Consider the following 14587-nt stretch of genomic DNA (forward strand, 5'->3'; position numbering starts at 1 on the left):
CGCCGTTCCGCCCTTCGCGAGGCAATTCGGCAAACAAGTGGCAAACGTTGTCCACTTTGAGGTACGCTCGCCCGGACGGAAACGTTCCGGCACGAATCAAGGGAGATCACATGCACGACGCAATGACGCGGGCAGGTGTGCGCGCCCGAGTGGGCCGCCGCTCGGCCTGGATCCTCGGGGCTGCGGGAATCGCCGCCGCGAGCCTCGCGCTCGCCGGCTGCGCCGCCCCGAGCAGCGAGGGTGACGCCGCCACCGAGAAGACGACGATCCGCTTCCTCTACGCCACCGGCGACGAGACCTGGAACTCGGTCGTCGAGGCCGTCGTCGACTCGTTCAACGAACAGAGCGAGACGACGACCGTCCAGCTCGACCCGCTTCCCGCCGGAAGCGACTACGCGACCGCGCTGAAGACGATGGATGCCACCGGCAACTGGCCCGCGGTGGTCGACATGCGCGACACCCTGACCTACGTCGACGCAGGAAAGCTCGCTCCGATCCCCGACTCGGTCACCGAGCTGATCGACCCCGAGGCCGTCGGCTCCGCCTCGGACGGGAACATCTACACCGTCCCGTACAGCGCGCTCAACGGCGAGATCGGCCTCAACATCGTCTACAACAAGGACTACTTCGAGGAGAACGACCTCGAGGTGCCCGAGACGTATCAGGACTTCCTCGATCTGCTGAGCGACATCAAGGCGAATGGGCAGGCGCCGCTGGCGACTGCCGCGGCAGAGGTGTGGCCGAGCGACCAGCTGTGGAAGCAGCTGGCCGCGCCGTACTTCGCCGAGTGGTCCGACGAGGGCGGGTTCTGGAACGCGGCCGCAGCCGGCGACGCGGCGATCGAAGACCTGCGCGAGCCGCTGCAGGAGCTGGTCGACATCACCAACGAGTACGTCCTCGAGGGCTGGCAGTCCACCGCCGACGCGCAGACGACGACGCTGCTGGTCAACGACATGGCCGTGATGGCGACGTCGTCCGCCGGGATCGGGCGTCTCAACGACATCAACAAGGTCGACCCCGAGTTCAACGCGGGGTTGTTCATCGTCCCGGACGAGGACGGCGCGATCAACGTGCTCAAGAACGCTGTGAACGGCGACACGGCCGGTGGACTCGCGATCTCGGCGCAGGCGGCCGAGGACGAGGCCGAGCTGGCGTCGGCGAGGGAGTTCCTGGAGTTCTTCTACCAGGTCGACACCGCGAACCTCATGGAGGAGAACGGGTGGCTGGCGCCGAACATTGTCGCCGCCGACGAGATCGAGCGCAACACGTCGATCCCGGGTGCCGAGGACTACTTCGCCCTGCTGGAGAACCCGAACCTGGCGTGGTTCGAGAACGTGTCGGAGCTGTCGACGTTCAGCGCCTTCAACACCTTCTTCCGCCAGGCGCGCATCGAGCTGCAGGACGGCCAGAGCTCGATCGACGACACCATCGCGAAGGTCCAGGCAGAGTTCGACAAGACGGTCGCCGCGGGCTGACCGAAACCGCCGCGGTGTCCGGGCCGAGCGCCCGGGCACCGCGGCCACGGAGCCGAGGAGGCCTCCATGACTGATCAGAGCGCTCTGCAGGGGCAGACCCAGGTCGTCGGCGCCGCCGTGCGGCTGAGCGGCGAAGGACCGCTGGACGGTGCCCCGGAGGGAGCCCGCGACGACGTCCCGTTCCTGCCCCGCGGAACCGAGCCGCAGCAGCGTCGGGTTCGCCGGTTCCGTGCCGCCCGATGGGTGATGCTCGGCTTCATCGCCCCGGCGCTGGTCATCTACCTGCTGATGGTCATCGTGCCCTCGCTGCAGTCGCTGCAGTTGAGCTTCACGAACTGGGACGGCATCAGCCCCGACTACGACTACGTCGGCGGCCGCAACTACGAAGAGATCCTGGTCAGCGGCCGGTTCTGGAACGCGGTCAAGAACACGCTCATCCTCGGGCTCGGCTCCGCGGTCATCATCAACGCGATCTCACTCGCCGTCGCGCTCATGCTCGACAAGGTCGGCCGGTGGCAAGGGCTGTTCCGGACCGCCGTGTACCTGCCGTCTCTCGTGAGCGCCTTCATCCTCGCGACGATCTGGAAGTACCTCCTCAACTACAACTTCGGTGCCGTGAACATGCTCCTGCGCGACCTCGGCCTGCCCGACTGGGCGCGCGACTGGCTGGGCGACAGCTCGATCGTCGTGTGGGTCATCCTGTTCATCACGTGCTTCACGCTCGGCGGCAACACCACCCTGATCTACCTCGCCAACCTGCAGTCGGTGCCGCAGGACCTCATCGAGGCCGCGCGCATCGACGGGGCGAACAGCCGGCAGGTGTTCCGGCACGTGACATGGCCGATGCTCGCCGGCGCGGTCACCGTCAACATGACCCTCGCGATGATCGCGGGGTGGACGATCTTCGATCAGGTGATGGTCCTCACCTCGGGAGGCCCCGGGTTCGTCAGCGAGACGATGGCGTTCTTCATCTACAAGGTCGGCTTCGGCGAGTACCGCGCCGGGTTCGGCAGCGCCGCCGCGATCGTGCTGTTCCTCGTCGTGATCGTGAGCACGGTGGCGGCCAACGCCTACATGCGCAAGAGGGAGATCCAGGCATGAGCACCGAGACCGAACTGCTCGTCGCCCCCGGCGAGAAGCGGCAGAGGCCGCGTCGCGACCGCACCCGCAAGAAGCTCACCCCCGGGCAGATCGTCGTCATGGTCGTGCTCGCCGTGCTGGTGCTCATCGTCGCGAGCCCGGTGCTGTACGCACTGCTGAACTCGTTCCGGTCGTACTCCGAGATCACGATGGACCCGATGGGGCTTCCCACCGAGTTCACGCTCGACAACTACATCCAGCTGTTCCAGCAGACCGACTACGGCGAAGCGCTGATCAACACGCTCATCATCACGGTCGCCACGGTCGTGCTGCTGGTCGCCATCGTGCCGATGGCCGCGTACGGCATCGAGCGCATCGGCGGCCGCACGTCGCGCTGGATCTACGTCCTCTTCATCGCAGGCCTCATGATCCCGTTCCAGGTGCGGATGATCCCGCTGGTGAAGGGCTTCGACGATGTGGGGCTCTACAGCACCCTGACGAGCGTGATCCTGGTGCATCTCGGCGGTGCGGCGAGCTTCGGCATCCTTCTCTACTGCAGCTTCATCAAGGGAATCCCGATCGAGGTGGAGGAGGCGGCCTCGATCGACGGGGCCGGCAAGTTCCGCACGTTCTGGTCGATCGTGTTCCCGATGCTGCTGCCGGTCACCTCGGCGTTCGTCATCATCCAGGCGCTCGGGCTGTGGAACGACTTCTTCATCCCGCTGGTGTTCCTCGACTCGTCGTCGGCGGGAACGATCAACGTCGCGATCAACCGCATGGTCGGCCTGCTCACGTCGCAGTGGCAGCTGATCTACACCGGGGCGATCCTGGCGATCATCCCGTCCGTCGCGATCTTCGCCGCGTTCCAGCGCTACTTCATCAAGGGCATGTCCGTCGGGGCGGTGAAGGGATGACCGCCACTCCCACCCCCTCCCGTTCCGCCGGCGGGTTCGCCCGAATGCGTGCCGTGCTCGCGCTCGACGGCGCCGTCGCGCAGCTGGTGTTGGCCGTGTTCCAGTACTTCGTGGTGTCGGTCTCGTTCGCGGGATGCCTCGTCCCCGTGGTCGCGTTCTCGCTGCTGGTCGGGTGGCAGCCCACGCACCTGTCGCTGTGGCTCGGCGCGCTGTCGCTGCTGCCCGTCGTGCCCGCCGTGTACGCGCTGCTGCGCAGCTCGCGGCGACTGCTCGCCGAGCGGGCGGATGCGGGCGCGGGCCGCGAGTTCTGGCGTTCGTTCGTGCGGGGTGCACGCACCCTCGCGTGGGCCGCGATCGCGATGAGCGCCCTCGTGCTGCTGCTCGGCTACGACCTCGCCCTCTTCGGCGGCTCGGACGCGATGCTGCTGTTCGTCGCCGCGGCCGCCGCGATCGTGCTCGCCCTCATGATCGCGGTGTGCGCGGTCGCGGCCGCGTGCGACGGCGGGTCGCCCGTGGAGCTTCTCACCGCCGCGGCGAAGGCGACCGCGCGGCGCCCGCACGTCGCGCTGAGCTGGCTCCTGATGCTCGGACTCGGGGTCGCGCTCGCGGCGCTGCCCGTCATCGGTGCGCCGTTCGCGCTGTTCCTTCCCGCCCTCCTCGGCGTCGGCATCCACATCTGCAACGACGCCCTGCGCTTTTCCTGAACGACGAGACGAGACGGACTCCGTGACTGAGATCTCCCACCATACGACCGCCGACCGGCACCCCGCCGCGGGTCGGGTCGAGACCCCGCCCACGATCGTGCGCGCCCGCATCGGGCAGTTCGAGCTCACGTGGACCGACGACTCTCCGGTGGCGCTGCGCTCTGTCACGACGGCGCGTTTCGGCGGCGCCGCGATCGGGCTGGTCGAGATCTTCACCTCGACCGAGCAGCGCGGCCGTACCAGCCAGGCCTATTGGCGGTCTTCGGTGGGCGAACGGCTGCGCGTGCAGGCCGGCTCGCCGCGGGTCGTCTCGGATGCCCGTCAGACCCGCGCCGTGATCGACCAGCGCGACCCCGTCAGCGGCCTCGAGGTGCGCACGACGCTCACCGCGCCTGCGGGCACCGCCGCGGTGCGCATCGAGAACGAGGTGCGCAATGCCGGGCCCGAGCCGGTCGTCGTGACGGCGGTGTCGTCGGCCACGGTCGGGTTCGGCACGTCGCAGGCCGGCCTCGCCGGGTTCGTGCTCGGCAGCGCCGAGAGCGAATGGCTCGCCGAGAACCGCTGGCACGAGACACCGGTGCGAGAGATGCTGCCCGACATCTCACTCGCCCTGCACGGTCAGGACGGCCGCGGTCACTTCGCCCTCACGAGCCACGGCGCGTGGTCGAGCGGCGAGCACGTGCCCGTCGGCTACCTCGTGCGAACGACGACGGATGCCACGGCCGCCCCGGCGACGAACGGGCACGGCGGCGCGGCCGAGGCCTTGGCCTGGCAGGTCGAGACCAGCGCCGGCTGGCACGTCGATCTCTGTCAGACCCGGTCGGGCGGCGTGCTGTCGCTGCTCGGGCCGACCGATCTCGAGCATCACTTCGCAGCCGAGCTGCTGCCCGGTGAGACCTTCACCGCGGTGCCGGTCGCGCTCGCGGCATCCGTTCACGGACGCGACGACGCGATCGCGCACCTGACCCGCTACCGGCGCTGGCTGCGCGGCAGCGCACAAGCGCAGGACCTGCCGGTCGTCTACAACGACTTCATGAACACCCTCATGGGCCAGCCGACCACCGAGGCCCTGCTGCCGCTGGTGCGGCGGGCCGCGGAGGCGGGCGCCGAGGTGTTCTGCATCGACGCGGGCTGGTTCGCCGACCCCGAGGTCGGCGACTGGTGGTCGACCGTGGGGGAGTGGCGCGAGGCCGCCGCCCGCTTCCACGGCGGGCTGCGCGGCGTGACCGACGAGATCCGCCGCGCCGGCATGGTGCCGGGTCTCTGGCTCGAGCCCGAGGTCGTCGGCATCGACAGTCCGGCCGCCGCTGCGCTGCCCGACGAGGCGTTCTTCCAGCGGTTCGGCCGGCGCGTGCGCGAGGACCGCCGCTATCACCTCGACCTGCGGCATCCGGCTGCCCGTGCCCATCTCGATGCCACGGTGGACCACCTCGTCGAGGCGTACGGCATCGGCTACCTGAAGCTGGACTACAACATCAACCCCGGTGCCGGCACCGAGCGCAACGCCACCTCGGCCGGCGAGGGGCTGCTGGCCCACACCCGCGCGTTCCGCGACTGGCTGCTGCGGGTTCAGGAGCGGCATCCGTCGCTGCGCATCGAGAACTGCAGCTCGGGCGCCATGCGGGCCGACTATTCGCTGCTCGCCGTCACGCACCTGCAGTCCACCAGCGACCAGCAGGACTTCACCCTGTACCCGCCGATCGCGGCGTCGGCGCCGGTGTCGATCCTGCCCGAGCAGTGCGGCAACTGGGCCTACCCGGCGCGGGCGATGAGCGACGATGAGACGGTGTTCACGCTCGTCACGGGCCTCAGCGGCCGGCTCTACCTGTCGGGGTTCTTCGATGACCTGCGCCCCGAGCAGCGCGCGCACATCGCCGAGGCCGTCACGCTTCACAAGGGGCTGCGCAGCGCACTCGCCCACTCCGCGCCGTTCTGGCCGCTCGGCCTCCCCGCGTGGGACGACGACGTCGTATGCCTCGGCCTGCGTGGACCCGACGACGACCTGATCTTCGTGTGGGATCGAGATGCCGCATCCCACGTCTTCACGATCCCCGGCGCCGCACGCGCCGAGACGATCTTCCCGGCCGGCGACACGGCGTGGGAGCTCTCGGCCGCCGGTGATGCCCTGGCGGTCGCCGCGCCCGCCGGAATCGGCGCGCGAGTGCTGCGGGTGCCCCGTGGCTGAGCCCCGGGCGATCCGGCCAGGACACGTGTTCGTCGACGACCTCGGTCGCACCGCCCAGCTGCACGGCATCGGACTGCAGCGCGTGGGCGAGCGCTGGCTGGCGTGGGGTGAGGATAAGACCGCGGGCGACCGGTTCACAGCCGTCGCGTGCTACTCGTCGACCGACCTCGCACGATGGGCGTTCGAGGGCGACGCACTCGTCGCCGGCGACGGCGACATCGGGCCGGACCGCATCGTCGAGCGGCCCAAGGTGCTGCAGCGCCCGGACGGGACGTGGGTCATGCTGCTGCACGTCGACACGGCGGACTACGCGTTCGCGCGCGTCGGCTACGCGGTCGCGGACCGACCCGAGGGGCCGTACGCCTACGTCGGCAGCGAGCGCCCGCTCGGCAACATCAGCCGCGACATCGGGGTCTTCCAGGAGGACGGCGTCGGCTTTCTGCTGTCGGAGGACCGCGACCACGGCCTGCACATCTACCGCCTGCGCGACGACTACCTGGGCGTCGAGTCCGTCGTCGCGACGCTTCGTCAGCAGGCGAACCCGGCCATCGGCTATGAGTCGCCGACCCTCGTGCATCACGAGGGCTCTTACTACCTCTTCGGTTCGGACCTCACCGGGTGGAGCATGAACGACAACATGTACACGAGCGCTCCGGACCTGAGCGGGCCGTGGGCACACTGGCAGCCCATCGCCCCCGTCGGCACGCTCACCTACGAGTCGCAGGTGAGCGTCGTCGCCCCGGTCGGCGACGGATACGTCTACGTCGGTGACCGCTGGACCCCCGGACTGCTGGCCGAGTCGCCGGCGGTGTGGCTGCCGCTGCGGCTAGAAGACGGCCGCGTGCGGCTCGAGTGGCGCGACGAATGGCGCATCGACGAGCTCGGCGTGGCACTCCCGCGGTCGTTGAGCGAGGAGCCGGGCGCATGAGGGCCGCGCTCGCGATGGCGCCGGCGCTCGTGCCGTTCGTGTTCGGCGAATCCGAACGCGCCCGGCTCGCTGAGCTGCTGGAGATCGACATCGTCCCCGCGGCCCCTCCACTCGCCGTCCCCACGGCCCCTCCACTCGCCGTCCCCACGGCCCCTCCACTCGCCGTCCCCACGGCCCCTCCACTCGCCGCTGGCGCGTCGAGCGGAGCCTCCGGCCGCGTGGGCCCAGGCGCGTCGAGCGGAGCCTCCGGCCGCGTGGGCCCAGGCGCGTCGAGCGGCGCCTCCGGCGGGGTGGGCCCAGCCGCCGCCACTTCGCTCGCGGCGATCCCCGATCCCGCGGGTGTCGAGCTTCTGATCGCCGGGTGGGGAGTCGCCCCGCTCGAGCCGGGCGACCTCGAGGCGTTCCCGTCCCTGCGCGCCGTCGTGCACTGGGGCGGCGGGATCGGTCCGCTCGATGCGGCCGCCTCGAGCCGCGGCATCCGGATCTCCACCGCCCGCGCCGCCAACGCGATCCCGGTCGCGGAGTTCACGCAGGCGATGATCACGCTCGCCGCGAAGGACGCGTTCTGGACGTCGCGGCGGTACTGCGCCGAGCAGCGCTTCATCGACCGCGAAGCCGAGCTGCCGCGCACCGGGCTGTACGGCGCCACGGTGGGCATCGTCGGCGCGTCGACCATCGGCACGCTCGTCGCCGAGAAGCTTGCCGGCAGCGACGTGCGCGTGCTGCTGTACGACCCTTACGCCACCGTCGAGACCGCGCAACGGCTGGGGGCGGAGCTGGTCGGCGAGCTGGCCGAGCTCGCGCGTCGCTGCGACATCCTGTCGATCCACGCGCCCGAGATGCCCGCGACCCGGGGCATGATCTCGCGCGACGTGCTCGCGGCGATGCCCGACGGCGCGACGGTCATCAACACGGCGCGCGGTGCGCTCATCGACCAGGAAGCCCTCGTCGACGAGCTGCAGCGGGGGCGACTGCGGGCGATCCTCGACGTCACCGATCCCGAAGTGCTGGCGCCGGGGCATCCGCTCTACTCCCTGCCCAACGTGTTCCTCACGCCGCACCTCGCCGGCTCGACCGGCAACGAACTGCGCCGGCTCGGCCAGGCGGCGCTCGCCGAGGTCGAGCGCTTCGTCGCGGGCCGCCCCTTCGCGAATCCGGCATGAGGACGGGGTTGCTGTGCCGGTGATCCGCAACCCGATCCTGCGCGGGTTCAACCCCGACCCGTCGATCCTGCGCGTGGGGCGCGACTACTACATCGCGACGAGCACGTTCGAGTACCACCCGGCCGTCCGGCTGCACCACTCGACCGACCTCGTGCACTGGACCACGATCGGCCATGCGCTCGACCTCGATCTGCGCGGCGTGCCCGACTCAGGCGGAGTGTGGGCCCCGAGCCTGACGCACGCGGACGGCCTGTTCTGGCTGGCGTACTCGATCGTGCGCACGATGGACGGCGACGACAAAGACATCGACAACTACCTCGTGACCGCGCCGAGCCTCACGGGTCCCTGGAGCGAGCCCGTGCACCTCGGATCGCGCGGATTCGACTTCTCGTTCTTCCACGACACCGACGGCACGCACTGGATCGTCGGGGTGCAGTGGGACCATCGCCCCGAGCATCCGTCGTTCTCCGGCCTCGTGCTCGAGCAGTACCTGCCCGAGCAGCGCCGCACGACCGGCGAGGCTACGGTCATCTACCGCGAGGACGGGCTGGTCGAAGGGCCGAACCTCTACCGCATCGGCGGGTGGTACCACCTGCTCATCGCCGCCGGCGGCACCGGCTGGAACCACGGGATCACCGCCGCGAGGGCGCGCCACATCCTCGGCCCCTACGAGCGTGACCCGCAGCAAGCGGTGCTGACGACGCGCGACGCGCCGGGGCATCCGCTGCAGAAGGCCGGCCACGGTGAGCTGGTCCAGACGCCGGACGGGGACTGGGTGCTCGCTCATCTTGCGAGCCGGCCGACGCTGCACCTCGGCGAGCGGTACAGCACCCTCGGCCGCGAGACCTGCCTGCAGCGGGTCGAGTTCGACGGCGACGGCTGGCTGCGTCTGGTAGGCGGCGGGCATCACGCGCAGGTCGAGGTGCCGGTAGGCGGCCCCGGTGCGGGAGCGGATGCCGCGGCGGGCATGCGCGAGTGGACCGAGGAGTTCGACACCCCGCGCCTGGATGATCGGCGCTGGTCGACCCTGCGCGCCGCGCTGACGGAGTCGGTCGCCGACCCCGCGACGCGACCCGGGTGGCTGCGTCTGCGCGGCGGACACTCGCCGGGATCGGTCTTCGACCAGTCGATGATCCTGACGCGCGCCGAGGAGCATCGCACCGAGTTCGAGGTGCTGCTCGACGCCGAGCCGCGCACCGTGCGCGAGGCCGCCGGGCTCATCGCGTGGTACGACCGCTCCGGCTGGATCTGGCTGCAGGTGGGCTTCGACCCCGAGCACGGGCGGCACCTACGGGTGGTGCGGCGCGACGGCTCTGCCACAGTCCGATCCGAGCCGATCGCGGTGCCGTCCGGGCCGCTGCGGATGCGCGCCTCGCTCGACGGGCCGGCTCTGACCTTCGCCTTCTCCGGCGCAGAGGGGGAGTGGATGCCGATGCCCGGCGTCCATCCCGCGTGGACGCTGTCGGACGACCACGGCCCGCGACTGCGGTTCACCGGGCTGTTCCTCGGCGTGCGAGCCGACGACCTCGACGGCCGCGGCTGGACGGTGGATGTCGGGCGCGCGAGCCTGCGCTCCGCGCCGGCGGCGGCATCCTGAATCTTCCCCTTGACGGTTCGACGCGCGCACGCCATCGTTAAGTGGCAAACGCTATCCAACTCGCCCGCCGATTGTTCACCCGCCGTCGAAGCCGACGGCGCAGACCCAGAAGAGGATCGATGAAGATCGCACGACGACGCAGGATCCGCCCGCTCATCGCGGCCCTCACCGCGGGGGCGCTCTCCCTCGCCGGCGTGGTGGGCCTCAGCCCCGCCGCAGCCGCGGAAGAGGTTCCCGCCCCGCCCGAGATCGTCCGCACGGTCAGCGGGGCGGGGTTCCAGCATCCGGGAATCGGCTTCACCGCCGACCACCTCGAGAACATGCGTACGCAGGTGCTCGCGGGAGTCGACCCGTGGGCGAGCTACTACGACGCGATGACGCAGACGCGCTACGCGGCGCCCGGATTCCGCGCCGAGCTCGCGCGACCCGGCACTGACACGCCGACCAACGACGCGTATGCGAACGCCGGAATGCGCTCGATGGCGCTGCGCGACAGCCTGGGTGCCATGGCGCAGGCCCTGGAGTACGCCGTGACCGGCGACGAGCGCCACCGGGCGAACGCGCTGCACGTGCTGCGGACCTGGAGCAGCCTGGATCCCGCGAAGTACGCGTACTTCGGCGACGCGCACATCCACACCGGCGTGCCGCTGTACCACATGCTCATCGCCGCCGAGATCCTGCGCGGCACCGAGCCGGCGAATGCCGAGCTCGACGGCTACGACCTGCGTTGGACCGACTCAGACCAGCAGCGCATCGAAGACAACCTCGTGCGCCCGGTGATGGACACCTTCCTGTTCTCGCAGAACCGGCTGTGGAACCAGCACCTCTACGGGGTGATCGGCATGGTGGCCGCCGCGATCTTCCTCGACGACGCCGAGCTGTACGCCGAGCGCGTCGAGTGGTTCACGGTCAACGCCGGGTACGAGAGCGAGCACGAGCTCTACGGCGGCGACGTCAACGGCGCGCTCGCCTCGATCTTCCGCGAGATCCCCGCCGACGACCCGCGCAACACGACCGGCACCTCGTTCGTGCAGCACATGGAGATGTTGCGCGACCAGGCGCACGGTCAGGGAGACGTCGACATCCTGATCGCGCTCGCCCGCATCGTCGACAACCAGGGAACGAGGATCGACCCCGTGCACGGCACCGTGTCCGATGCCGCAGACGCCGTCTCGCCGTATCACTTCCTCGACAACCGCATCCTCGACGGCGCCGACACGTTCTACGCCTTCATGATGGGCGAGGAGATCCCGTACGTCGCCGCGAACGAGGGCGGCGCGATCTCGCAGGCCTACCGCGGCCGGCTGCAGGATCCGCTCAGCGAGCTGTACCTGCAGTACCGCTACGTCGCCGGTGTCGATGTGGAGGCCGAGGCGCCGCACGTCGCCCAGCTGTACGAGGACCGCGACGGGCCGCTGTACTACTACGGCACCGGCATCCAGAACTTCTGGAACGACCGCGGATCGGACTTCACCGGCGCCGAGTACTGGGTCGCCTTCCCGGAGGAGCTCGCCGGGGTCGAAGGCACGGTGGCACCGCTCGCCGAGAGCGCCGAGCTGTCGGTCGGCACCTTCGGCACGCCGCTCGGCGATGGTGCGGCGCGCGATTCCGATGACAGCGCCGAGTTCATCCGCCTCGACGCCGCCGCCGACGACGCGTGGCTCGGCGTGCGCCGGGCGGTGTGGGCGGACCGCACCAAGACCTCGCTGGTCGGGGTCAAGGTGCGCAGCGACGGCGCGGCGCGCCTCGAGGTCGCTCGCACGACGATCGAGGCGCCGTTCGCCGAGATCGTGGTGCCCGACACGGGCGGGAAGTGGCGGTACGTCTGGCTCGACCTGCATCTCGACAAGACTCCAGGCGCAGTAGGAGACAACATCCTGTTCCTGCGTGCGACCGGATCGGACGCGCACGTCGACGTCGCATCCGTGCTGGCGCAGGCGAACGGCGTGCTGACCCCGCCGACATTCGCCGACGCACCTGCGGTCGACGCGGTGCTCGTGAAGGGTGAGCCGTGGACGCGGGAATTCACGACGACGGATGCCGCGGGCGAGGTGCAGCTGTCGTTGCAGGACGCGCCGGCCGGCGCCGCGCTGTCGGGTGCCTCGGTGGCGTGGACCCCGTCGACCCCGGGCCCGCACGAGATGCTCGTGGTCGCGTCGGATGGCACAGCGGTCACCGGGCTGCCGGTCTCGCTGACGGTCGCGGCGACGCGCGCCGCCGCGATCGGCACGCTGCAGGATCGCATCGAGGGCGAACGCGAGATGTACACGACGGCAAGCTGGGAGCGCGTGGACGGGCTGCGTGCCGAGATCAAGAAGGCCCGCACCACTGCGGACGCCGCGGAGTTCGCCGACCTGCTCGCGCAGCTGGGCGCGGCGATCGCCGACCTCGAGCCGCTCACGCCGCTCCTGCCCGACGGATCGCTCGACTTCACCGGAATCGTGAGCGCCCCCGCCCTCAGCACGGCCCAGCTGCGCGCGATCGCCGACGGCGACAACCAGACGCACTGGGGCGACCAGCGCGTGAGCAGCATCGTGTTCGACTTCGGCCCGGGCTTCCGCGTCAGCGCGGACGCGTTCGGGTTCCAGGCGCGCGACACGTTCTCCAACCGCTCGGCGGGCACGAACGTGTACGGCTCAGACGACCTGGTGACGTGGACGCTGCTCACCGAGCACCCGAACGCGGGTCAGGATGCCTCGATCGAGTGGGTCGCCACGCGGGAGGAGACGCGCGACCAGCGGTTCCGCTTCCTGAAGCTGCAGGTCGATGAGCCCGGCGTGCCCTCCGATCCGGCGTTCCCGGGCATCTGGTGCCTCGCCGACGTCCGTATCGACGGGGTCCGCACCGAAGCGGTGGGCGCGATGGACTCCGTCGTGATGTCGTCGCCGGACGCGGTCTCCGGACGCGTGGTCGCCGGTGACCGGGTCGAGCTGCACATGACGGGGCCCGCCGAGAACACCGCGGTCGCGGTGACCGTGCTCGGTGAGCCCGCGCAGCTCACCACGCCCGCGCCGGGCGAGTGGGTCGCGACCGCGGTCATCCCGGCGAGTGCGCCGGCGGGTGGCGGGGTCGGGTTCGTGCTCACATTCACCACGCCCGAGGGGCGGACGGCCGATCCGGTCGCGGCGACGACCGACGGCTCGAAGCTGTTCCTCTCGAGCGACGTGGGCCTGATCGACGACGCGTTCCGTGCCGCCCGGGTGCTGCGCCCGGACGGCGTCGTCGACAGCGCCTGGACGCAGTACACGGCGAAGATGTTCGACGGCGACTCCGCGAGCCACTCCGACACCCGCCTGAACGCGGGCGTCTACGGCAATGTGTGGGACTTCGGCGAAGGTGCCACGGTGTCGCTGACGGGTGCCGAACTCCTGGTGCGCCAGGACGGATACGGCACGTCGCGGATCGCCGACATGCGGCTGGAAGGCTCGAACGACCTCCAGACGTGGACTCGGCTGACCCCGGCCGCTCCCGCCAAGGTCCTCGAGTGGCAGCGCTGGACGGTCGCGGACCAGGGCGTGTACCGCTACATCCGGCTCGTGAACGGCCAGATCCTGAACGTCGCCGAGTTGCGCGTCTTCGGCACCGTCGGCTGAGCCCCTGCCGCCCGGCCGGTTGCCGGATCCGGAATTCGGACTTTCCCTGCGTTTCCGGGTGCCTCGGGTCCGTGGCATCCGGAAACCAGACGAATCTCCGGTTTCCGGATCAGCGGGCGGGTCGCTTCCGCGCGACCCGTCCGTCGCGAGCGGCCGCGCGCAGGCGGGACTCGCACCACAGCGTGACGGCGCCGTAGGAGAGCGCGGCGGCGCCGACCAGCGCCAGGAACATCGGGGTGAACGGGCGGTCCCACAGCAGGTCGCCCCACCTGACCAGCACCGAGACGACGATCGCAGCCAGGCTGACCAGCTGCGCGCCGAACAGGAGGCGGAATGCGCTCCAGCGCGCGTCGACGAGGAGCGCGACGTTGACGACGCCGGTGAGGCTCAGCACCGACCCCGTCACCTGGGCGGTCAGCGGCGTGAGCCGCCACGCCCACACGCCGGCCGCGGCATCCGGGAACACGAACATCGCCGCGCCGACCAGGAACGCCGCGCCGCCGATCAGCGCGAGACCCCAGCGGGCGAACAGCGGCATCTCGACGTCGACGTCGGCGGGCGAACCCGGATCCCGGTGACGCTGCGCGAACGCCAGCGCCGCGACGACGAACGGCGTCGTGGCGTACAGCGTGATCCACGCGGCGAACGAGACGTTCTGCGAGAACCGATCGAGGTGCAGAAGGGTCGCGACGAGCAAGGCCCCGGCGAACACGACGACGGCGGGGAATCCGTGCCGCACGCGGTGCCATTCCTTCGCCCTGGCCACACCGACGAAGAACCAGATGCCGCCTAAGTACGCCGACGCGAGCAGGAACGCCGACATCGGCGGGTCGATCGGCCACGCGAACAGCTCCCCGGTGCGCGTCGGGAAGAAGAACAGCAGGAACGCCGCGATCACCAGGAACGGAGTGATCGCGATCGCCACTCCACGCGTTTGGGGGAGGATCC

The 14587-nt window shown here is 70.4% G+C and carries 10 protein-coding genes; 9 read left to right on the plus strand and 1 reads right to left on the minus strand.

Annotation, left to right across the window (positions count from 1 at the left end; translation table 11 throughout):
• Window positions 1-110: 110 nt before the first annotated feature.
• The 9 genes from ACLKM7_RS18170 (at window position 111) to ACLKM7_RS18210 (ending at window position 13639) form a co-directional block, all read left to right on the plus strand.
• Window positions 111-1475 carry an ABC transporter substrate-binding protein gene (locus ACLKM7_RS18170; protein WP_436448707.1) on the plus strand — a complete coding sequence of 455 codons (1365 nt, stop codon included), beginning with the start codon at window positions 111-113 and terminating at the stop codon, window positions 1473-1475.
• Between the two features lie 66 nt (window positions 1476-1541).
• Window positions 1542-2576 (plus strand): carbohydrate ABC transporter permease, encoded by a 1035-nt coding sequence (locus ACLKM7_RS18175; protein WP_436448708.1) that lies wholly within the window; start codon window positions 1542-1544, stop codon window positions 2574-2576.
• The gene (locus ACLKM7_RS18180; protein ID WP_436448709.1) at window positions 2573-3469 is read left to right on the plus strand and encodes a carbohydrate ABC transporter permease; all 897 of its coding nucleotides are present in this window, start codon (window positions 2573-2575) and stop codon (window positions 3467-3469) included. Before ACLKM7_RS18175 ends, ACLKM7_RS18180 begins: the two co-directional genes overlap by 4 nt.
• Window positions 3466-4173 carry a hypothetical protein gene (locus ACLKM7_RS18185; protein ID WP_436448710.1) on the plus strand — a complete coding sequence of 236 codons (708 nt, stop codon included), beginning with the start codon at window positions 3466-3468 and terminating at the stop codon, window positions 4171-4173. The genes ACLKM7_RS18180 and ACLKM7_RS18185 overlap by 4 nt, the downstream gene beginning before the upstream one ends.
• Before the next feature lie 22 nt (window positions 4174-4195).
• Complete coding sequence (locus ACLKM7_RS18190; RefSeq protein ID WP_436448711.1) at window positions 4196-6358, plus strand: alpha-galactosidase; 2163 nt, start codon at window positions 4196-4198, stop codon at window positions 6356-6358.
• On the plus strand, window positions 6351-7286 hold the full coding sequence (locus ACLKM7_RS18195; protein ID WP_436448712.1) for a family 43 glycosylhydrolase: 936 nt from the start codon (window positions 6351-6353) through the stop codon (window positions 7284-7286). The genes ACLKM7_RS18190 and ACLKM7_RS18195 overlap by 8 nt, the downstream gene beginning before the upstream one ends.
• Window positions 7283-8449 carry a hydroxyacid dehydrogenase gene (locus tag ACLKM7_RS18200; protein WP_436448713.1) on the plus strand — a complete coding sequence of 389 codons (1167 nt, stop codon included), beginning with the start codon at window positions 7283-7285 and terminating at the stop codon, window positions 8447-8449. Before ACLKM7_RS18195 ends, ACLKM7_RS18200 begins: the two co-directional genes overlap by 4 nt.
• A gap of 13 nt (window positions 8450-8462) precedes the next feature.
• A complete protein-coding gene (locus ACLKM7_RS18205; RefSeq protein WP_436448714.1) occupies window positions 8463-10046 on the plus strand; it encodes a glycoside hydrolase family 43 protein in 1584 nt (527 codons plus the stop codon).
• Between the two features lie 119 nt (window positions 10047-10165).
• Window positions 10166-13639, plus strand: a complete 3474-nt coding sequence (locus ACLKM7_RS18210) for a hypothetical protein (RefSeq protein WP_436448715.1) — start codon at window positions 10166-10168, stop codon at window positions 13637-13639.
• Between the two features lie 109 nt (window positions 13640-13748).
• Here ACLKM7_RS18210 and ACLKM7_RS18215 read toward each other — a convergent pair whose 3' ends face one another.
• Complete coding sequence (locus ACLKM7_RS18215) at window positions 13749-14564, minus strand: hypothetical protein (protein ID WP_436448716.1); 816 nt, start codon at window positions 14562-14564, stop codon at window positions 13749-13751.
• Between the last annotated feature and the right edge of the window lie 23 nt (window positions 14565-14587).

Origin of the sequence: Microbacterium sp. I2 (assembly GCF_051364985.1) — a bacterium.
Classification (GTDB): domain Bacteria; phylum Actinomycetota; class Actinomycetes; order Actinomycetales; family Microbacteriaceae; genus Microbacterium.